Annotated in this window: 22 protein-coding genes and 1 tRNA gene; 4 read left to right on the top strand and 19 right to left on the bottom strand. The window is 35.8% G+C overall.

The window, feature by feature from the left end:
• Nucleotides 1–116: 116 nt before the first annotated feature.
• The 14 genes from M014_RS0100445 to M014_RS0100380 all read right to left on the bottom strand — a co-directional run bounded on the left by M014_RS0100445 (nucleotide 117) and on the right by M014_RS0100380 (nucleotide 14,309).
• The gene (locus M014_RS0100445) at nucleotides 117–1,097 is read right to left on the bottom strand and encodes an ROK family glucokinase (protein WP_026589925.1); all 981 of its coding nucleotides are present in this window, start codon (nucleotides 1,095–1,097) and stop codon (nucleotides 117–119) included.
• Between the two features lie 20 nt (nucleotides 1,098–1,117).
• Nucleotides 1,118–1,318: a YqgQ family protein gene (locus M014_RS0100440; RefSeq protein WP_016116335.1), complete on the bottom strand. Its 201-nt coding sequence runs from the start codon at nucleotides 1,316–1,318 to the stop codon at nucleotides 1,118–1,120.
• Between the two features lie 101 nt (nucleotides 1,319–1,419).
• Nucleotides 1,420–1,998, bottom strand: a complete 579-nt coding sequence (locus M014_RS0100435; protein WP_026589924.1) for a 5-formyltetrahydrofolate cyclo-ligase — start codon at nucleotides 1,996–1,998, stop codon at nucleotides 1,420–1,422.
• Between the two features lie 153 nt (nucleotides 1,999–2,151).
• Complete coding sequence (gene rpmG, locus M014_RS0100430; protein WP_001265618.1) at nucleotides 2,152–2,301, bottom strand: 50S ribosomal protein L33; 150 nt, start codon at nucleotides 2,299–2,301, stop codon at nucleotides 2,152–2,154.
• A 70-nt stretch (nucleotides 2,302–2,371) separates the two neighbouring features.
• Entirely contained in the window at nucleotides 2,372–4,726 is a 2,355-nt protein-coding gene (locus tag M014_RS0100425; RefSeq protein WP_026589923.1) for a sugar phosphate nucleotidyltransferase, read from the bottom strand.
• 386 nt (nucleotides 4,727–5,112) lie between these two features.
• Nucleotides 5,113–5,769 (bottom strand): phosphate signaling complex protein PhoU, encoded by a 657-nt coding sequence (phoU, locus tag M014_RS0100420; RefSeq protein ID WP_026589922.1) that lies wholly within the window; start codon nucleotides 5,767–5,769, stop codon nucleotides 5,113–5,115.
• Between the two features lie 93 nt (nucleotides 5,770–5,862).
• Nucleotides 5,863–6,678 (bottom strand): phosphate ABC transporter ATP-binding protein, encoded by an 816-nt coding sequence (pstB, locus tag M014_RS0100415; RefSeq protein WP_026589921.1) that lies wholly within the window; start codon nucleotides 6,676–6,678, stop codon nucleotides 5,863–5,865.
• 21 nt (nucleotides 6,679–6,699) lie between these two features.
• Nucleotides 6,700–7,566 (bottom strand): phosphate ABC transporter permease PstA, encoded by an 867-nt coding sequence (gene pstA, locus M014_RS0100410; RefSeq protein ID WP_026589920.1) that lies wholly within the window; start codon nucleotides 7,564–7,566, stop codon nucleotides 6,700–6,702.
• A 1-nt stretch (nucleotide 7,567) separates the two neighbouring features.
• Nucleotides 7,568–8,518, bottom strand: a complete 951-nt coding sequence (gene pstC, locus M014_RS0100405; protein WP_026589919.1) for a phosphate ABC transporter permease subunit PstC — start codon at nucleotides 8,516–8,518, stop codon at nucleotides 7,568–7,570.
• Nucleotides 8,519–8,545: 27 nt separating this feature from the next.
• On the bottom strand, nucleotides 8,546–9,463 hold the full coding sequence (locus tag M014_RS0100400; RefSeq protein ID WP_026589918.1) for a PstS family phosphate ABC transporter substrate-binding protein: 918 nt from the start codon (nucleotides 9,461–9,463) through the stop codon (nucleotides 8,546–8,548).
• Between the two features lie 314 nt (nucleotides 9,464–9,777).
• Nucleotides 9,778–11,874 carry a peptidoglycan D,D-transpeptidase FtsI family protein gene (locus M014_RS0100395; RefSeq protein ID WP_026589917.1) on the bottom strand — a complete coding sequence of 699 codons (2,097 nt, stop codon included), beginning with the start codon at nucleotides 11,872–11,874 and terminating at the stop codon, nucleotides 9,778–9,780.
• A 109-nt stretch (nucleotides 11,875–11,983) separates the two neighbouring features.
• On the bottom strand, nucleotides 11,984–13,261 hold the full coding sequence (locus M014_RS0100390) for an MFS transporter (protein WP_026589916.1): 1,278 nt from the start codon (nucleotides 13,259–13,261) through the stop codon (nucleotides 11,984–11,986).
• 136 nt (nucleotides 13,262–13,397) lie between these two features.
• Nucleotides 13,398–14,009, bottom strand: a complete 612-nt coding sequence (gene sodA / locus M014_RS0100385) for a superoxide dismutase [Mn] (protein WP_026589915.1) — start codon at nucleotides 14,007–14,009, stop codon at nucleotides 13,398–13,400.
• Nucleotides 14,010–14,235: 226 nt separating this feature from the next.
• Nucleotides 14,236–14,309: transfer RNA gene (locus M014_RS0100380), tRNA-Ile, on the bottom strand.
• 490 nt (nucleotides 14,310–14,799) lie between these two features.
• On the opposite strand from M014_RS0100380, the gene M014_RS0100375 reads away from it, so the two are divergent.
• The 3 genes from M014_RS0100375 (at nucleotide 14,800) to ispG (ending at nucleotide 17,242) form a co-directional block, all read left to right on the top strand.
• On the top strand, nucleotides 14,800–15,567 hold the full coding sequence (locus M014_RS0100375; RefSeq protein ID WP_026589914.1) for a DUF1189 domain-containing protein: 768 nt from the start codon (nucleotides 14,800–14,802) through the stop codon (nucleotides 15,565–15,567).
• Between the two features lie 65 nt (nucleotides 15,568–15,632).
• Entirely contained in the window at nucleotides 15,633–15,980 is a 348-nt protein-coding gene (locus M014_RS0100370; protein WP_026589913.1) for a hypothetical protein, read from the top strand.
• A gap of 164 nt (nucleotides 15,981–16,144) precedes the next feature.
• Nucleotides 16,145–17,242: a flavodoxin-dependent (E)-4-hydroxy-3-methylbut-2-enyl-diphosphate synthase gene (gene ispG, locus M014_RS0100365; RefSeq protein WP_161785268.1), complete on the top strand. Its 1,098-nt coding sequence runs from the start codon at nucleotides 16,145–16,147 to the stop codon at nucleotides 17,240–17,242.
• Between the two features lie 97 nt (nucleotides 17,243–17,339).
• Here the strand turns inward: ispG and M014_RS0100360 are convergent, their stop codons facing one another.
• The 4 genes from M014_RS0100360 to M014_RS0100345 all read right to left on the bottom strand — a co-directional run bounded on the left by M014_RS0100360 (nucleotide 17,340) and on the right by M014_RS0100345 (nucleotide 20,507).
• The gene (locus tag M014_RS0100360; RefSeq protein WP_026589911.1) at nucleotides 17,340–17,753 is read right to left on the bottom strand and encodes a Fur family transcriptional regulator; all 414 of its coding nucleotides are present in this window, start codon (nucleotides 17,751–17,753) and stop codon (nucleotides 17,340–17,342) included.
• Nucleotides 17,754–17,766: 13 nt separating this feature from the next.
• A complete protein-coding gene (locus tag M014_RS0100355) occupies nucleotides 17,767–18,600 on the bottom strand; it encodes a metal ABC transporter permease (RefSeq protein WP_026589910.1) in 834 nt (277 codons plus the stop codon).
• Nucleotides 18,600–19,370, bottom strand: coding sequence for a metal ABC transporter ATP-binding protein (locus M014_RS0100350; RefSeq protein WP_026589909.1), 771 nt, complete (start codon nucleotides 19,368–19,370; stop codon nucleotides 18,600–18,602). Before M014_RS0100350 ends, M014_RS0100355 begins: the two co-directional genes overlap by 1 nt.
• Before the next feature lie 258 nt (nucleotides 19,371–19,628).
• Complete coding sequence (locus M014_RS0100345) at nucleotides 19,629–20,507, bottom strand: YitT family protein (RefSeq protein ID WP_026589908.1); 879 nt, start codon at nucleotides 20,505–20,507, stop codon at nucleotides 19,629–19,631.
• 149 nt (nucleotides 20,508–20,656) lie between these two features.
• On the opposite strand from M014_RS0100345, the gene M014_RS0100340 reads away from it, so the two are divergent.
• Nucleotides 20,657–20,911: a DUF2624 domain-containing protein gene (locus tag M014_RS0100340; protein ID WP_026589907.1), complete on the top strand. Its 255-nt coding sequence runs from the start codon at nucleotides 20,657–20,659 to the stop codon at nucleotides 20,909–20,911.
• A gap of 19 nt (nucleotides 20,912–20,930) precedes the next feature.
• Here M014_RS0100340 and M014_RS0100335 read toward each other — a convergent pair whose 3' ends face one another.
• On the bottom strand, nucleotides 20,931–21,827 hold the full coding sequence (locus tag M014_RS0100335; protein WP_026589906.1) for a deoxyribonuclease IV: 897 nt from the start codon (nucleotides 21,825–21,827) through the stop codon (nucleotides 20,931–20,933).
• Between the last annotated feature and the right edge of the window lie 35 nt (nucleotides 21,828–21,862).

The raw sequence follows: 21,862 nt of genomic DNA, 5'->3' as shown, positions 1-21,862 counted from the left end.
TTCTCCATCAAGATTTTGCATAAAAAGAGGAAGGGACTCCCCCTTCCTCTTCTCATTACCATATAAACATCAGTAGCCTCATCTTAATTTTCATTCAGCCTCACTGATTCTATTCTTTATTTCATAACTTCATATTTATACTTCTTCACAAGCCAGGCTCCGCCGATTACACCAGCATCATTACCAAGCCTTGCGATCGCTAACTTCGTGCTCTTAGCAGCACGTGAAAATGCATACTGTTTAAAATAGCGCTGAATTGGTTGTAACAATGCATCACCAGCTTTAGATACACCGCCGCCAATTACAATCTTTTCTGGATTTAACGTACTAGAAAGATTCGCTACAGCTAATCCTAAATAAGAAGCTACTTTTTCTACAACTTGTTCCGCTAAAGCATCACCTTTTCCAAGTGCTTCAAATACATCTTTAGATGTAATACGTCCCTCTTCTTCTAACATTGAGCGAAGTACACTTGGTTCATCTGTATTTTGTAATTTTTGCATAGCAACACGTACGATACCTGTTGCTGAAGCCACTGTTTCTAAACATCCAGATTTTCCACAGTTACAAGGAAATGCATTTTCTGTTACGACTGTAATATGTCCGATCTCACCAGCAGCACCACTTACACCGTGCACAATTTCACCGTTTGCAATTACACCGCCGCCAACGCCAGTTCCAAGTGTCATACAAACAAGATCTTTCGCTCCCTCACCGGCACCTTTCCACATTTCACCAAGCGCTGCTAAATTTGCATCATTATCAACTACAACAGGTAAGCCTGTTTCTACTTCTAATAAATCTTTTAATGGATAGTTTTTCCAACCTAAATTAACTGCTTCATAAATCATACCAGAAGCGACATGCACTGGCCCAGGCGCACCCATACCAATACCAATTAACTTGCTCTTTAATTCTTCTAATTCTTCTAACTTTTTATCAATTGCTTTCGCTACATCTAATGTAATATGTTTGCCTTGCTCACTTGTATTCGTTGGGATTTCCCACTTATGTAAAATTTCACCGTACACATTAATAAATGCTAATTTAATCGTTGTCCCACCAAGGTCAACACCAACTAACCACTTTTCTTCCATATTTGCTAACCTACCTTTATCTAATTCTTGCTCATTTCTTTTTGAATCTCTTGCTTCAATAAAAATAAAGCTGTTTGATAGTCTTTTGGCTCAATCAGCTGTGATTGATTTAATTCCCGCAACTCATCTTGCATTAATTGTAAATCAGCGATTCGATCACCTGTGTAAATGATTGTTCCAAATTTTTTTAGCAATTGCTGAATATCATAAATTGATATCATTTTATCACCCTCTATGCCCACTTATTATGGAAATATAATAAGAAAACGTTCACATATTTTATTATAATCAACAAGAAAAAGCCTCGTCAATTTTTATTTGTCTATACAAGTTCATTTTGAACAATTGTTTCTTTTTCTGTAATAATTTTTTGTACATTTTGATCAAATGGCTCTGTTGGAATATAACTTACAAGTTGAAAATCAAAAGCTAATGATAGCGTTTTCCCTTCATACTGCAACAAATAGCGATCATAATAACCACCGCCGTATCCAATACGTTCTCCTCGTCTTGTATATGCAACTCCAGGTACAAAAAGAAGATCAATTTCATTTGCTTCTGATTCTACTGTTAGCGCAGGAATGGGTTCACGCAAGTTCATATACACTGTTTCTAATTGATCAAAATTTGTTATTTGACGAAAGATCATTGTTCTTGTCTCTCGATTACACTTTGGAACAACGACTTTTTTTCCTTCTCGCCATGCTTGTTCGATAATTACATATGTATTAACCTCATGTTCCATCGAAAGAGTAATTCCGATTGTTTTCGCTTCTCTCCACTCTTTTTGTTTATATAAAGAAAATACGATTTGTTCTGATAAAGTTTTGTGCTGTTCTTTCGATAAAGAATTCATTTTTTCTACTATTTTCTTACGTAAACGTACCTTCTCCTCTTTCACGCGCTCTTCCCCCTATAAAGTAATCCTTACTCGTTTTTAAATTATCGCAAAATGAATTACGTTCTTGTGAACAGTTTATCATTTTTTTCGTGTATCATCACTTTTCTATAAGAGCTGCCAAAAAAAAGAAACAGTAGGAAATATTCCTACTGTTTACTTTGTTTCACGGTGTAACGTAGACTTCTTGTCACGCTTGCAATACTTTTTAAGCTCAAGGCGCTCCGTGTTGTTACGTTTATTTTTCTTTGAGATATAGTTACGATCTCCGCATTCTGTACATGCTAGAGTAATATTCACACGCATTCTTATTTCCCTCCAGTCACTAATAACTTAAATCAGACTATACTATAATACCACTTTTAAAACAAAAATTCTACACCTTTTGATATTGTCTAATCTTTTCTATAAGAGTTTTCATATTTTCCTTTGCTATTACTGGATTTCTCGCATGTGAATATACAAGAAATTTGGGATGTTTTGCATCAGAAACAATATAAGACCACTCTTTTTCCGTATATTTAAATTGAATTCCCTCTAATACTTCGACCTCCCTTTTTTCCATATCTTGCAATAACATTCCCATTACTTTCCCTTTTTCTTTCCACGAACAAACAACTTCATCACATAATAAGTAAAGGGGTGGCGATTGCTCTAACATCGTCAACAATGTATTTCCTTGACGAGCAATTAGTTCAAATAATTTTCCAATTCGATATAAACTATCTTGCTGCCATCTCATCTGAGATTCACTTTGTTCACCATACATATAAAAAAGAAGATAGCACTCTCCTAATTTTAATGATAATGGATAAACACTTTCTGTTGTCTCAAGTAATAAATCAGGTACGTCGATTTCTTCACAATTCACACTTTGGTAAATCCCACCATGATTGTCGTATAATTCAAAATTATTCCCTTGTTCATAAAACATAAGAGCCATATGAGCCCTACTTGATTTCATTAACAATTTAACATGTTCTTTTTTTTCACTAGCATGAACCCATGTAATTGTACAACCTAGCTTTTGCAAGAAGGATATAAGTAGGGACTGAAACATTTCATCTCTTTTATTAATAAGAAGGTGAAATGTTTGCTTCTGTATCGTTTCGATATCTAAAGACGCTAAAACAGATTCAACATATTTTTCTAAACAAATATGTACCGTTTCATTTCGTCCTATTTCTTTATCATACACGTAATGAAATGCTTCTGACGTATACAAGTGTTCCAATTCTTTTTGTTGTTTATACGATAGCCGTATACCTTCTTTACCATAGAGTTGAATGACAATTCCTTCTTCTTGTTCAAAGTGAATAAAAACGCCCCCGGTACACCCGAACTCATGAATTGCATATCGAAAAGCCGAATCGTTCATCTCTTGACATTCCATCGTATACAAGCCAACCCCATGAATTGCATGTAGAAATAACTTTTTAAAAATATCAATTTCTACATCCCTATATCCTCCAACTAATATGCGCTCCCCTTTCGAAAAAAGAGAACCATATGCCATTGCTACTTTTACAACAAATTGAGGTGTCATTTCTATATTCCCTCTGCCGACCACCCTACTTTTTTGTAACCAAACTGATGTTTTTTCATTTTCAGTGATTCCTGACGAAGCAATAATCGAGTGACTATCAATAACTTTACCCGGCCATAGTTTTCCATTTTGTTGTATCACTGTATTTTTTCCAATCTGACAATGATCTGCTACCACACTTTTCTCAAATAAAGTAACATCATCTTTGATCATTGTGTTTTCTCCAACGGTAGCCTCTAATAGCTCACAACGTTTTCCTACATGCGTATGAGCAAGAATAATACTTTTTTGAAGATTCGCGCGGTCCGATATAGTGCATTGCTTACCGATAATTGAATAAGGATCAATGATCACCCCTGCCCCAATAGTTGCCCCTTCTCCGATAAAAGACGGTCCTTGTATTTTTGTTCCCTTTTCAATCGTTACTCCTTCTCCCATCCAAACCATCGGTAGTACTTCCGTATAAGAAATCGGTACCCGTACTTTCTTTGTAAGTAAGTCAAACTGAGCCTGCCGATATTGATCTAACGTACCAATATCTAACCAATAACCTTCCGCTTCATATCCAAAAAGCCCTTTTTTATTTTCTAACTGTGGAAATACATGCTGACTAAAGTCAAAAAATTGTGCTGATGAAATATAAGAAAAAATTCCGGGGTCCATAATATAAATTCCTGTATTTACAATATTGGAAATCACTTCATTCCAACTTGGCTTTTCCATGTAACGCATAATTTCATGCTCTCTATTCATAACAACTGAACCAAATGACAGTGGGTTTTCCACTTCCTTCACGAACATCGTAACTAGTCTACCCCTACACTTATGAAATTCAATTCCTTTCGACAAGTTAAAATCTGTCAATGCATCTCCACTAATTACAACAAATGGCTCATCTAAAAACGATTCTGCTTGCTTAATACTCCCTGCTGTACCAAGTGGTGGTGAATCTTCGAAGTAGTGTAACTTTACTCCCCATTTACTCCCATCACCAAAATATCTCTTAATAGCCGCACCCATATATTGAACTGTAATTGCAATCTCATGAATACCATGCCGCCTTAGTAACTCAATATTATATTCCATAACTGGTTTTTCAAGTAATGGTAACATCGGCTTTGGAAGATTGCATGTTAACGGTCTAAGACGCTTTCCTTTCCCTCCAGCTAAAATAACCCCCTTCATATACATTCATCCTCCACTTTTATAATGTTGAACGATCTTGTATACCATATGTATGTCACTTATGTAGAAATTAACCTTTTCACTTCATTATAATTAATAGTAAGCGCTTACTTATTAATTTAATAAGAGAAAATCATAAAGCGAAACTTCAATCAATTCTCCTCCTTCACTAATTATTCATCTTCACAAATCGGGCTTTACTAAGTAGTAAGAATTTTACTCTCCTATAACAGCCAAATAAACAAATACCACCTATATTGTTTCATTTTTCCATATCGCATTATGATACATCTTATCATCATAAATAAAACAAGACAACGAGCCTTTTTTGTCATGTTTTGACTAAAAAAGCAAGCGATATCTCATCACTTGCTGATATTTTCTTCCTATTCATTTAACAAATAATGTTTCCCTTTCACCAAATAAAAAACATTCTCGGCAATATTTGTAATGTGATCTGCTACACGCTCAATGTAACGTGCAATAAAAGATAATTGTGTAATTTGCGTAATCGCCTCAGGATGTTCAGGGATAGAGGAAATAAATTCTCGAATCGCTCTCCCGTATATTTCATCAACAGAATCGTCCAATTCCGCAATTTGTTTTGCAAAGGTTAAATTTTCTTCTTGATATGCTTCTAACGATAAATTTAACATATCCGTAGCAATCGTAAACATCTGTTCTAGATTGTGCAAACTGACAGATACATCTTTTTCTCCGAGCCGAATTGTTGATTTAGCAATATTTACGGCATGATCTGCAATACGCTCTAAATCCGTCGCTGTTTTAATCGAAACAAAAATTCTTCGCAAATCGCTTGCAACAGGTTGCTGCTTTGTAATTAACATAAGTGCTAGGTCATTAATTTCTTCTTCTAAATTATCCATGCGATAATCACCATCAATGACTTCCAACGCCGTTTCTACATCTCTCTTCTGAAGCCCTTCCATAGAACGAGAAAGAGCTTCTCCTGCCAATTCTCCAAGTTCAATTACCTTTTGCTGCAATGTTTGTAGATCATAATGAAATTGCTCCCTTACCATGTTTCTTCCCCCTTTATTTATTACATACATAAAAAATGATAAATGCCCCTTTTAAGAGGGGCATTTACTCTTATATAAGCTGCTCTGATCATATTAACCAAATCGTCCTGTAATATAATCTTCTGTTCGTTTATCTGTAGGTGTCGTAAATAATTTGTTTGTATCTGTATATTCAACAACCTCACCACTTAAGAAGAAAGCTGTCTTATCAGAGATACGTGCTGCTTGTTGCATATTATGCGTTACAATGACAATACTAAAATCTTTCTTTAACTCTTGAATTAATTCTTCAACTTTTAGTGTAGAAATCGGATCCAATGCTGATGTCGGTTCATCCATTAAAATTACATCCGGTTCAATTGCTAAACAACGTGCGATACATAAACGCTGTTGTTGTCCACCAGATAAACCATATGCGTTATCATGTAATCGATCTTTTAATTCATCCCAAATCGCGGCACCACGTAAACTTTTTTCAACAATTTCATCAAGTGTTTTCTTATCACGAATACCATGAATCTTTGGACCATAAGCAATATTTTCATAGATAGATTTCGGAAATGGGTTCGGCTTTTGGAATACCATTCCAACATGCGTACGTAGTTCTTCAACGGGATATGACTTATCAAAAATATTTCGATCTCGATATTCAATGACTCCCGTCGTGCGAACGATAGGTACGAGTTCTACCATGCGATTTAATGTTTTTAAATATGTTGATTTTCCACAACCACTCGGCCCAATAATTGCCGTTACTTCATTCTCATGAATACTTAAATTAACATCTTTTAACGCATGATCTTCTCCATACCATAAGTTTAAGTTTTTTGTATCGAATACAATCTTCTTCGCCGCTGATTCAACTTTCGTTTCATTTTTCACCTGTACGTTTACTACTGTTGCTACCATTTTGAATTCCCCTTTCATCCACTACTTACGATTTCGTAACCATAAGACAACCGCATTCATAATAAGCAACAATCCTAATAAAACAATCATACCGGCTGCTGCCACATGCTGAAATTCCTCTTGCGGTCTACTCATCCAATTAAAAATTTGAATTGGTAAAACTGTAAATCTATCAAACATGTTAAGTGGGATATAATTAGCGAAAGCAAGCGCTCCAATGACTAATAGTGGTGCTGCTTCTCCAATTGCTCTCGATAAGGCCAAAACACATCCCGTTAAAATTCCTGGCAAGGCAGTTGGCAATACAATCTTATACATTGTTTGCCATTTTGTAGCACCAATGCCATACGAAGCTTCTAACAGAGAACGCGGCACCATACGAATCGCTTCTTGACTCGATACAACGACAGTTGGTAATACAAGAAGACTCATCGTAAACGCTGCGGTTATTATACTCTCCCCTAACTGAAGACCGTATACAAAAATTGTTAAACCAAGCAATCCAAACACAACCGATGGCACACCTGCTAATGTTTGAATATTTAATTCTACAATTCTTGTGAATACAGATTGCCTTGCATAATGTTCTAAATAAAGAGCTGTACCTACTCCAAATACAAAGGAAACCGGCACTACTATACTCATAAATAAAATTGTTCCTGACAATGCAGCGGCAATACCAGCTTGCTTTGGATTACGTGAAGCAAAGTTCATAAGAAAATCTATCGAAAGGTAACTTACACCTTTTTCAAAGATTTGATACAGTAATAAAATTAGTATGCAAATAGAGAATAGCATTGTCATATAAGAAATTGACTTATATATTTGATCCTTCCAAAAACGTATTACCATATTTTCTTTTATTTTCTCATGATTCAGCATTCGCATCTTATATCGCCTTTCTAAAACGGCGCATAACCTGCTGCGAAATTATATTCATCATGAATGTAAACATGAGTAACGTCGCTCCTACAGCGTACATGCTGTAGTACGTGGTCGTTCCATGGGGAGCATCACCTAAGCTTACTTGCACAATATAAGCCGTTAACGTTTGAATCGAATGCGTCGGATCTATCGATACATTTGGAGTTGAACCTCCAGCAACGACAACAATCATCGTTTCACCAATCGCACGTGAAGCCGCTAATAGGATTGCAGCCATAATACCGGTAAACGCCGCTGGAAACACAACCTTTCGCACAGTTTCAAAACGCGTTGCCCCTAGCCCAAGCGAAGCCTCTTTTATTCCTGTAGATACAGCCCTCATCGCATCTTCAGAAAGCGAAGCGATTGTCGGGACCATCATAATCCCTATAACTATGCCTGGACTAATTGCATTAAAGAACTGTAAATCTGGAATGACACGCTGTAAGGCCGGTGTAACGATTGTTAAAGCAAAAAATCCATATACTATTGTAGGAACACCTGCTAATAGCTCTAAAATAGGCTTTAGTATTTTTCTAACAAAGGGTGAAGCATATTCATTTAAAAATACGGCACATCCTAATCCAATTGGAATAGCTACTATCATCGCAATTGTTGTTACAAGTACGGTCCCACATATAAGGGGAAGTATCCCAAACTTAGGTTCTTCAAAAAATGGTAACCATTCTTTTTCAGTGAAAAAAGAATACAGTGGTATTTCACGAAAAAACATAATCGTTTCATTCGCTAGTGTAACGATAATGCCGATCGTTGTTATAATAGATACACTAGCAATTGCCTTTAATAGTAATGGAACTATTTGATTGATTCGCTGCGTTTTCTTTCTTTTGATTGTATTTCTTTCAATCAAATGTTGCACAGAAAATGTAATTTGACTTTTGTCATTTCGAGCCAAAGATGAAAACCCCTTTCCACCCTGACATTATCTTTTTATTTCTGTTAACATTCGCAGCTGTTCACTATATTTCTTTTGCGGTAACTTAACATATCCGACTTCTTCAGCAAGACTACCCGCATGTTGCATCATAAATGTCATATACTCTGCCACACTACTTCTATTTCGAATCGAAGCATGATTTACATAAGCAAACAGTGACCTAGACAATGGTTTATAAACACCAGATTGAATGGTTTCTTTCGTTGGTAGTACACCGTTTACCTTTATAGCTTTTACCTTATCTCGATTTGCCATATAATACGCGTATCCCACAAATGCAATTGCATTTTTATCATTCATTACCCCTTGCATAATGACTTGATCGTCTTCAGATAAAGAAGTTGTTTTTGCAAGGCGGTTGTCTTGCAGGACAACACTTTGAAAATAATCATAAGTACCCGAATCAACACCCGGTGCATAAAATTGTACCTCTTCATGCGGCCATTTCGGATGAATATGTGACCATCGTTTCGTTTTCCCATTTTCACTCCATAATAGACGTAATTCTTCTATTGTCATATTATCTACCCATGTATTTTGACGATTCACAATGATTGTGAGGCCATCATAAGCAATTTCAAATGGTGTAAACTGGATGGAGTTTTTTCTCATAAAATCTTCTTCTACTTGTTTCATCTTACGTGAAGCATTATTTATATCCACTTCACCTTTTCCAAAACGATGGAATCCTCCTCCTGTCCCAGATATACTAATAGAAATTTTTACACGTGGTTCTTTTTTTGTGTATTCTTCCGCTATCGCTTCCATAATAGGAAAGACGGTTGAGGATCCATCAACTCTCACTTCCCTCACATCATTAGCAGCGGATGAAGTAGACACATCAGAAAACATAAAACATGTCGATATTGATAAAATCTTGATACATTTTCTTGTCCACTTCACGTGTAGTCCTCCTAGAAGTATCCCGAAGTAACAGGATTACAGATATAAGAATACTGCCTAACTATTAATTCGGTTTTAATAATTTGTAAAAGTTTTGTAAAGTTCAACTTAATGTGAAGGATACGATACTCCTTTCTCTTATTTACTTCTTTTCTCAAAAGTAAATATATGACCGGTCATACTATGAGAAAGTTCATTTTTCAGCACCGAATTTTGTATATATGATATGCTCGTCCACAATTACTAAACTCTATGCACAAAATACAAAAAAAAGCACACTATCTTTTGAGATAGTGTGCCAAATTCACATATTTTTATTCTTCTTCTTTATTCTTCGGTGCTTCCCCTGTAACTTCTTGTTTTTTCAATTCAAAGTAAGCATCCATAATTTCACGACCAATGTATCCATTAATACCAGTTTTATCATCATGTACCCATGGAACAACAACAGAGAACGCCACTTCTGGATTATCCAGCGGTGCATAACCTACTAACGTTAAGTTATAAATGATTTTGCGCTGACCATTTGCATCTCTTCCAATTGCTTTATCACCGCCGTAAGGTATCTGAGCTGTTCCAGTTTTTCCAGCAGCTTTATATGGTGCACCAGTAAAGTATCTTGTCCCAGTGCCCCCCTGTTCATTGAACACTTGTCTAAATCCTTCTTGCACACGCTTAATTTGTTCTTCAGGCATATCAACACGATTTAATACTTTCGGTTCCATCGATTCAATTACTTTTCCAACTTCATCTGGTTTTGAGGTTGGTTGACGAATTTCTTTTACAACTTGTGGTTGCATACGATAACCACCGTTTGCAATTGTAGATACATATTGTGCAAGCTGAAGTGGTGTATAGTTATCATACTGTCCAATTGCTAAGTCTAATAAGAAACCAGGCGTATATTCTGGACCTTTAAGTCCTGCTGTTTCATTCGGTAAGTCAATACCTGTTTTTACTCCAAGACCAAACTGACTGAAATAATAACGCATATCCTCAAATGCTTTTTTCTTAATATCTAATGTACCACCTCTAACATATGGTACTCCAGCAATATTCATGGCTGTTTTAAACATGTATACGTTAGATGACATTTTCAAAGCGGTAAGGTCATCAATAGAGCCCATCGTTTTCCAAGAAGATTTTATTGGTGTACCTTTTAATTTAATTGGTTCATCTAGTAATACTGTTCCAGGTTGAATTGCTCCTGTTTGATATCCGGTAAGCACTGTTGCACCTTTTACAGTTGAACCCATCGGATAGGAACTTGTCATTGTTCCTAATGCATAGTCTTTCACTTCTTTTTTTCCATCTTCTTCTACGAGCTGTTTTCCAGCCATAGATAACACTTCGCCATTTTTCGGGTTCATCATCACAACAAATGCACGATCTAAGAGAGGTTCTGCACCTTGATATTTCATTAAGTTCTTTTCAAGAATTTCTTCTACACGTTTTTGCAATTCCATATCAATTGTTAAATTTAGGTCATTTCCTCGTTGCCCTTTAGATACATTTATCGTTTCTAAAATATTTCCGTCTTTATCTGTAATATTTCGCACTTCTGCTTTTGTACCGTGAAGCGTATCCTCATATTGCTGTTCAATATAACTTTTACCGACGCGGTCATTACGGTTATAGTCCCTAACAAGGAAATAATCTAGTCTTTCCCTTGGCAATCCTTCATCTGAGCTTGTTACACCACCAAGTACACTGCGGAACATGTCATCATAAGTGTATTTACGGTCCCAATCAACTGTCGTATCTATACCTGGTAACAACGCTAAATTTTCACTGATAATTGCATATTCTTGTGGTGTTACATCTTTTTTTATAATTTGCGGCGTCATTGCATATCCGCCGTCCATTTTACTCTTAATCGCAAGTATTTCTAAATCTTCCGCTGTTAACTGATTTATTTCTTCCTCTGTCACGCGATTACGCTGACGCTCTGCCATTTCTTTATCATCAATTTTCTTTGCTTTAAATTCCGCTTGGTCTTTCTTTGTAATCTTTTCTTTTGCTTCTTTTTCGTGTAAAGAAAGCCAATAATCTTTTTTATCACGTTCTGTTAATTTATCCGGCGATACTTCTATTAGCTTAGCAAGTTTTTTCGCTGTCTCTAAACGTTCTTCCGAAGTGGATCCTTTCATTCTTGTAAACGTAATTGTACGAACTGGATTATTGTCCACAACCGGTCGACCATATCTGTCAAAGATTTTCCCGCGTGGAACCGGATTACTTACTGTTGAATTTTCTTTTTTTTCAACCTCATTTTTATAATCTTCACCATGTACAATTTGTACCATTCCAAGCTTTACAATAATCGCTGAAAACATTAAAAACACACAAAAAAACAACACGTTAAGCCGGAACGGAACGTGGGTCTTCTTTTTTTTCTTCTTTTTACTCATACGAACCCCCTCTACCAACAGCTATGTAATAGGAAAGGGACACCTTGTTACAGGTGTCCTCACTGCTGTTTTACATGTCTTTTTATTCTAGCATAAAACTCAGAAGAAGTTAACCTTCTCGTTCGGTATGATTTTGTGTTGTTTCAGATGCTGGAACCCTTGTCTTATTTAGATTTCCTTCCCCATATTTGACATTTTTAACAGCAAAATAAATAAGTAAATGTCCAGCGCCGAGAATACATAATAAAACAGGTAAGCTTTTTTCTGGCGCAAAAAATGATACTGCACATAAGAAGCTTAAAATGGAACATATTCTCCCGCCGTTCAGCCATAGTTCTCGTACAACAATATACTCAACACGCCACTCTCTCGCCTGCTTTGCTCTTCCAATTACATCATATGTCATAGAACCGTATGGAACGAGCAAAATTGGATACGCAATAGCGATACATGCTGCATAAATGAGTAATTTTACATATGTAACATGAAAAACAACCAAAAATACAACGGCATACAAAATAATTCCACCAAGTAAAATCGATTTTTTTCTCCATTCCTTTTTTAGCATACGTGCAACTAAGTAATAACATACAAATGAAACAGCGGAATTGACTAAACTATACTTCCCTAATGCAAATTCACTTCCTGATGCTAAATAGACATATACAGAAATAACAAAAATAAACGTTCCTTCCCTTAATCCTTGAAAGAAATGTGCGCGTGTAATCCTTCCCCAGTTTTTATCAATCTTCCGCTCTTTCAAAACTTGAACAATTTCATAACGCCCTTCGCATTCTCTTTTCGATAAAAAGAAGCTTATAACAACAGCAATCGCAAATAAAGTTAATGAAAGAAAAAAGATGACTGTATAGCCGCTCCACTTTTCCATACGTGAAATTGTATATCCTGCTGTTATTGGTCCAATCATTCCTGCGAAAGATGTTAGAAGACCAAGAAAACCGTTAAAAAAATCACGCGTTTCCGGTTCCGTAATCTCAAACGTCAACAAATTGAATGCAAGCCAATAAAAACCATATCCAATTCCAAGAAGACCACCAAGTAATAAAATGTAATGTGAGGCATGCGTTCCTGCAAGCAAAACAACAATAAAAAAAGTCGCTAATGTTCCAACTCCTACTCGCAGTAAAATAGCACGATCTATTCGCTTTGCCAATTTCCCTGCAAAAAGGAATGTTAATGGCTGCAAAACAACGCTTGCTAAATTATACAAACCAAGGTTCACATAGTTTTGTGTCTGCTTCCATAAATAAATGTTAACAAACGTGTTGGATAAAGATATCGCGAGCGTGTATAATCCCCCCATTACAAGTAACAATATTAAATCACGGTTCACCTCGACATCGCCAATTACATGTTTCCACTTCATATATAACTCTCCTTTACTTCATGTTCTAGTCTTCCAAAGACCGACGCAATTATGTAAAAGAAAGCATACAAAAAAGCTAGGAGAATATTCCCCTAGCTTCTTCAATATCGACTTATATGAAACGGAATACGCGATATTATTTAGCTTCTTGGTAACGTTTTTCAGCTGCGTTCCAGTCTACAACGTTCCAGAATGCACCGATGTAGTCAGGACGACGGTTTTGGTAATGTAAGTAATAAGCATGTTCCCAAACGTCTAAACCAATAACTGGAGTTTTACCTTCTGTTAAAGGAGAATCTTGGTTTGGAGTGCTTGTTACTTCTAGCTCACCATTATTTACTACTAACCAAGCCCAACCAGAACCGAAGCGAGTTGCACCAGCTTTTGCGAATTCTTCTTTGAATGCATCGAAGCTACCGAATTTCGCTTCAATTGCTGCTGCAAGTTCACCTACAGGCTGTCCACCACCGTTTGGAGATAGAATTGTCCAGAAGAAAGTGTGGTTCGCATGTCCGCCACCATTGTTACGTACTGCAGTACGAATTGCTTCTGGTACTTCGTTCAAGTTTGCAACTAATTCTTCAACACTTTTGTCAGCTAGTTCTGCATGACCCTCTAATGCAGCGTTTAAGTTTGTTACGTAAGTATTGTGATGTTTTGTATGATGGATGTTCATTGTTTCTTTATCAAAGTGAGGTTCTAAAGCATCATACGCATAAGGTAAATTTGGTAATTCATGTTTCGCCATTGTTACATTCCTCCCATTTTATGTATTGCCTAAAATCACTTGGCATACAACTTCATTTTACCCTATTTACAATAGGGTGAAAACAAATTAAATCACATTGTCTTGCTATCAATAACGTAGCAAAATTCCCATTTCTTTTCAAACAAAATGCTCATATATTTCGTCAAAAAAGCTTCCTTCTATTAAGGAAGCTTCTTGTCTACATGATAAACATGTGAAATGGATATGGACCCTGTAGGACTCGAACCTACGACCGGACGGTTATGAGCCGTCTGCTCTAACCAGCTGAGCTAAGGGTCCAGAATTATGTATACAGCGGTGGCTAAATTTGAGATTGTACCACCAAATCTCCACTGAACATTCATAAAAGCTAAAAATCGTAAGATATATCGATTAAGAAATGTAAGATAAATTTACCATATAAAAAAGAAAAGTGTCAATTGTATTTTTACCTTTTCGAATCTTAAAGAGCTATCTTACTGCAAGCGAATAATTATATGAATCCATTTTGATTTTTCGACATCCCCCCTGCTACGAGATACAAAAAGTAACCTACACTCGTTTTCTCCCTTCGTACAAGGTAAGAAAAGAATGCGATCACCTCTATGCATAGCCGGATGATTTCTCCCATATAAAGAAAAATTTTATTAGTAGTAATTCCTCTCTATATAGCCAAATTACTGAAGTATTAACCTTATTTCGTGTGATATAGCTTGTGATTCTCCAGATTCGTACGTTACAATGATTTTATGCATCAATCTTTCATACATATAGCAAAGGAAGTGGATACATGTCCATATTTACGCAGCTAGTAAAAAGTTTATATTCGCCAAAAGACATGGCACTTTTTCGTTTTCAAAAAATCGGGAAAACAATTCTGTTTATCATGTTATTATGTTTAATTGCAACGATTCCAAAAACTTTTACATTTGGAAATTTCGTACAAGATGTCGTTTCTACTGTACACCAATCAATTGAAAAGGACCTTCCGGATTTTAAAATTGAAAACGGTGAACTTCATGCCGACATCAAAGAACCCATTATAAAAGAAGATGGGAATTTTGTTTTCGTATTTGACCCTAATGCGACAGATACAAATGCATATGCAAATAAACAAGGTGTATTCGTTTTAAAAGATAAAGTTGTATCTACTAATAACAACCAAACACAAATTCAGTCTTATAGCGATTTCGGTAATGGTACATTTGAGAAAAAAGATATACAGAATATTGTATCAGCCATTGATAATATTTATCCGTTTCTCATGTTCGGCGTTGGAATAGCCATTTACTTGATCCAATTATTTATTTCGTTCCTAGGCACAACAATTTTAGCCTTCATTGGTTCAGCCATGGTTGGTCAACGAAAATTATCTTACAAACAAGTTTGGACATTAACAGCTTACAGCTATACAATCCCGACAATTTTCTTTATGATTATGGATTTACTAAAGGTAAATGTACCATGGTCATTCCTTCTATACACTGCTATCATTTTAATTGTTCTGTACTTAACAATTAAAGAAATACCAAAACCTAAAGAAAAACACGAACTATAAAAAAATGCCATTTTGGCATTTTTTTTTTGGACAAGCATATATTTCCTAACAAAGGAGTGAGGAATATGAAGAGACTTAGCGCACTCTTACTTGTGCTTGTTCTCGGTTACGTGTTTTATTATGATATTAAAATTGGTACTTTACCAATGTTAAGTTCATACAAAAAAACAACAGCTACTCAAACTGTAAAAAAAGAAAAAGTAGATACAAAATCCAAAAAAGAAACAAATATACAATATAAAGCAATTGAAGTAAAAACAGGAGATACTGTTTTATCCATTACAGAAGCAATTAACAAGAGAAAGATTCCTTCTATTGAAAATGTAATCGATGATTTTAAACAATTAAATACAAATACATCTTCTACAAAAATTCAAATCGGGAAATCTTACAAATTCCCGTTATATCAGTGAATCATCACTTAATCCTTGTCAATTACATAAAGGCGCTGATACAATAGTAAAAGTGAAACCGAGCATATAGGTTTCTATCGTTCCATATCACATATACTATTTTTGATATGGAAGGAAAAATAAGAAACTTCTTTTATAAGGAGAGCGATCTATTCGTGAATGAAATGACTCATCGTACAAAAACACGTCCTGTTAAAGTCGGTAATTTAACAATTGGCGGTAATAATGAATTAATTATACAAAGTATGACAACAACGAAAACGCATGATGTAGAAGCAACCGTTGCTGAAATCAAACGGTTAGAAGAAGCGGGTTGTCAAATTGTCCGCGTTGCTGTCCCAGACGAACGCGCAGCAAATGCGATTGCTGATATTAAAAAACAAATTAACATCCCACTTGTTGCTGATATTCATTTTGATTATCGTCTTGCTTTAAAAGCAATTGAAGGTGGCATTGATAAGGTACGTATCAATCCAGGAAACATCGGTCGTCGCCATAAAGTAGAAGCTGTTGTAAATGCAGCGAAAGAACGCGGTATTCCAATTCGTATTGGTGTAAATGCTGGCTCATTAGAACGCCACATTTTAGAAAAATATGGCTATCCTACTGCTGATGGTATGGTTGAAAGTGCCTTGCATCACATTAAAATTTTAGAGGACTTAGATTTCCACGATATTATCGTATCGATGAAAGCCTCTGATGTTAACTTAGCTATTGAAGCATACGAAAAAGCAGCTCGTGCTTTTGATTATCCATTACATCTAGGCATTACAGAATCTGGAACACTATTTGCTGGGACAGTAAAAAGCGCCGCTGGTCTGGGTGCGATCTTAAGTAAGGGTATCGGAAATACACTTCGTATTTCATTAAGTGCTGATCCTGTTGAAGAAGTTAAAGTTGCTCGTGAATTGTTAAAATCATTCGGTCTTGCATCGAACGCTGCAACACTTATTTCTTGCCCAACATGCGGTCGCATTGAGATTGACCTTATTAGCATCGCAAATGAAGTAGAAGAATATATCTCTACACTGAAAGTACCGATTAAAGTCGCTGTACTTGGATGCGCAGTAAACGGACCTGGTGAAGCTCGCGAAGCTGATATCGGTATCGCTGGCGCACGTGGAGAAGGTTTATTATTCCGTAAAGGAAAAGTCGTACGTAAAGTACCAGAAGAAACAATGGTAGAAGAACTCAAAAAAGAAATTGATGTAATTGCTGCTGAAATGGCTGCGAATCAAGAAAAAGAAAAACAAGAGCAATAATAAAAAAGGCTGTCTGGATATTACCAGCAGCCTTTTTATTATACCTTAGTAGTGAAACTAAAAATAAAAGCTCGTCAGTTTCAAAACTGACGAGCCTTTATTTTGTACACTTCGGGCAACGACCATATATTTCAAACTTATGCCCCGTTACCTCGTACCCTTTAAAATCTTTATTCATAAAATCCATTGGACAAGAAGTAATTTCTTTTGTCCCACCACAATCCAAACAAATAAAATGATGATGATGTTCCATAATTGAACATGTAAATCGGAAATGTTTCTCCCCATTTAGTTCTGTTTGTTCTAAAACACCAATTTCAGCAAATACTGTTAAATTACGATAGATTGTATCAAAACTTAGTCCTGGATAATCATCCTTCATATGCTCTAAAACGTCCTTTGCGGTTAAATAACGATTATGAGCCGCAAATAACCGCAACATTTCTTCCCTTTTTCCAGTATGTTTATAGCCTTTTTCTTTCATAAGGCGTAAAGCTTCTGTCAGATTCATAACTATCCCTACTTTATGCAGTTTTTTTCTTCTTCCATAAGATTGCACCGATTAAAATAAGAACTGCTAGCATAACAATTGTACCACCTGGAGCTAAATCAAGCTGATAAGAAGTAAACAGTCCACCTATCACAGAAATTTCACCAAATAAAATGGAAAAGAAAATCGCTTGTTTAAATCCTTTTGCGATGCGGATACTTGCGGCAACTGGTAACGTCATTAAAGATGATACAAGAAGAACCCCAACAACTCGCATCGATATCGCTATAACAAGCGCAACTAAAATAATAAAAACAAAGTGGATCCACTTCGCACCAAGCCCTGTTGATACAGCATATTCCTCATCAAATGATAATAAAAATAACTCTTTATATAGTAGAATAATCGTTGCAATAACTACGATTGCTACAATACCAATAAGAATTAAATCTGTGCTTGTTACAGCGCTAACGCTACCAAATAAGTAACTAAATAAATCCGTATTAAATCCATTAGCAAGCGAAATGAAAATAACTCCAATTCCCATCCCAGCTGAAAGAATAATCGGAATCGCTAATTCTTGGTAATGTTTATATACAGTACGTAACTTTTCGATTAATAGCGCTCCACCTATCGAAAAAATCATCCCCATATATAACGGATTTAAAAATCCACCTGTAAAAATGGTTTTTTCAAGCAATAAACTTGCAGCAATTCCCGATAATGTCACATGGCTTAACGCATCTGCAATCAGTGACATACGGCGAATTACAACAAATACACCGATTAATGGGGCAACCAGCCCTATTAAAATACCAGCGTATAAAGAATTACGTAAAAAATCATATTGTAAAAAATCCTGTATCATTATATCCTCCCGTGATGCTCATGATCATGCTCTAAACGATGAACATGATGTCCATATAAAATCGACATTTCTGCATCTTCTAACTCTCGGAATTTCTCAACGTTTCCATGGAAATGTAAATGTTGATTTAAACATGCAACATGCGTCACTTTCTCTGTTACAGCCCCCATATCATGTGTAACGAGTATCAGTGTGATCCCTAGTTTTTTATTTAAATCTTCTAGTATCTCATAAAAACTCTCCACACTCTTTACATCGATACCCACTGTAGGCTCGTCCAAAATCAGTAATTCTGGGTTACTTACAAGCGCACGCGCAATAAATACACGTTGCTGTTGTCCACCGGAAAGCTCTCCGATGTTACGATTTTGAAATTCACGCATCCCTACGTCTGCGATTGCCTTAGCTACTTTCGCTTTATCGTCTTTTGTTAAGAAGCGAAACAATCCTCTTTTAGAAACCAGTCCCATTGAAACAACTTCAAATACAGTCGCTGGAAAACCAGAATTAAAGCTGTTTGCCTTTTGAGATACATAGCCAACCTTGTTCCAATCTTTAAATTTTTTGCTATCAACATCGAATAACCGAACACTTCCCTTTTTCGGTTTCAAAACACCTAATATACATTTTAGCAAGGTCGATTTACCAGATCCATTCGGCCCAACCAAACCTAAAAAAGCTCCCTGCGGAACTTGCAAATTAATATCTTCTAGTACATTTCGCTCTTCATATCGAAATGTCAATCCTTCGATTTCCAATATATTATTCATAGCATCTCACCTATTTTAATTCAGAATGATTCCGATTTATTCCTACTTGAATTATAGTATAGCTTATTATAGTTGTAAACCAATCTGCCCTAAAATAAAGAATATGTTTTAGGGCGACCTTATTATTATAACAAAAAGCAGAGAAAATCTCTCTGCTTTTTAAGACTATTTAAAAACCACAACAAAGATAACTATCACATTTTTTCATATTTCAAAACCGATTAGCTCTCTTTCCTTTTCGTTTTTGAACATCCGCTTTTAATGAATAGCAGATTTAAATTTACCACCATTCGTCTCTTGCGTACTCATAATTGTAATAAAGGCATTTTCATCAATTTCATGAACAATTGATTTTAATTTCGTTACCTCAAGACGTGTAACAACAGCATAAATTACTTCTTTTTCTTTATCCGTATAACCACCCTTAGCAACAAGTTTAGTTGTCCCACGACCAAGGCGGTGTAAAATGGCATTTGATACTTCTTCATACTGATCTGATACAATCAGTACTGCTTTCGTCTCATCCAACCCTTGAATAACCGTATCAATTGTTTTAAATGCAATATAGTATGTCATAACGGAATACATTGCCTGTTCAACACCAAATACAAATGCCGCCCAAGCAAAAACAAATAAATTCACAAACATAACAAATTCACCGACAGAAAACGGTAATTTTTTCGTTAATAAAATCCCCATAATTTCTGTTCCGTCTAATGAGCCACCGTGTCTAATAACAAGCCCTACACCAAGCCCTAAAATAAGCCCTCCAAAAACAGTCGCTAAAATGGGTTCAGTCGTAAATGGTTTAATAGAATGTAATGTTGACTCTATAAAAGCTAAAGCCACAATCGCAAAAGCAGAAGATAACATGAAGGTTTTCCCAATTTGTTTATATCCGGAATACATGAACGGTAAATTGAGGATGACAACTAAAGTAGAGAAACTTAACCACCAAATGTTTGGTGTAAGGTAATCTAGTATGAGGGAAATACCGATAATACCGCCATCAATAATTTTATTCGGTATTAAAAATAATTCAATGGCTACCGCAGCACATGCCGCTCCAAAAACAATCATAACTAAACGATACAATAAATGAATAACACTTTCTTTTCGATGTTGTTTTTTCTCCATACGCCCTCCTTATACATTCTATATGCAGTTTCATTCTTCTATTATAACACACTCCCCTTTTTCTTTTTAAAAAGCAATTAGAGTGTGAATATACACAAGCATCCTACACATATATTTCGGTATAAGAACCACTGAAGGAGGACGACATCATGAACCTTATCAAGCACATTGTAAACAAAAAATTAAATCACATGACCACAAAAGAATTATTAAAATATAGTACAGAATATGGAGTTTCCATTACAACTGAACAAGCTGAACAAATTGTCCCTTTAATAAAAGGAAAAAACATCAATATTTATGATACGGGAGAAAGACTAGAACTTTTGAAAAAGATTGCTAAAGTAACTTCTCCATCTACTGCTCAACAAATCAATACATTATTCCAGAAACTATTAAAATAAGGAGGGAAAATTCCCCTCCTTACTGTTCTTTAACCTTCTCTAGAAGATTTTCATCAAATGAACCATTCTTTAACATTTCAATCTCAAACTTATATGGTGGTTTTTTATCTTTCTTATCTTCACCTACATACGGCGTTTCAAGAATTTTCGGTACATGCTTTAGTTGCGGGTGGTGCACAATGTAGTGCAACGCTTTATATCCAATATGACCGAAACCAATGTTTTCATGACGGTCTTTTCCAGCTCCGCGTACATTTTTACTATCGTTAATATGCAACACTTGCAAGCGGTCAATTCCAACAATCTTATCAAATTCATTTAGTACGCCGTCAAAATCGTTAACAATGTCATAACCTGCATCATGTGTATGACATGTATCGAAGCATACAGATAGTTTTTCGTTATATTTAACGCCTTCGATAATTTTTGCAATTTCTTCAAAACTACGCCCACATTCTGTACCTTTCCCAGCCATTGTTTCTAATGCAATATTCACTGTTTGTTCTGGTGTTAACACTTCATTCAACCCTTTAATAATCTGAGCAATACCAGCATCAGCACCCGCACCAACATGAGCTCCCGGATGAAGTACAATTTGTTTCGCTACCCCTAGCGCTTCCGTTCTTTCAATTTCCAAACGAAGGAAGTCCACACCTAATTGGAATGTTTCAGGTTTTATCGTATTACCGACATTAATAATATAAGGTGCATGGACAATAATTTCTTCGATGCCACTCAGTTCCATATGTCTTCGTCCTGCTTCTATATTCAAATCTTCAATTGGTTTTCTTCTCGTATTTTGCGGTGCACCGGTATAAATCATAAACGTTGTCGCACCGTATGAAACAGCCTCTTCACTTGCTGCTAATAACATTTTCTTACCACTCATAGAAACATGAGATCCAATCTTTAACATCTAATCACCTCTTCAATATACAATAGCTATAATAA

Origin of the sequence: Bacillus sp. UNC437CL72CviS29 (genome assembly GCF_000482345.1) — a bacterium.
GTDB lineage: Bacteria > Bacillota > Bacilli > Bacillales > Bacillaceae_G > Bacillus_A > Bacillus_A arachidis.
Note: the sequence above shows the minus strand (reverse complement) of the source record. Positions and strands in the feature narration are given on the sequence as shown.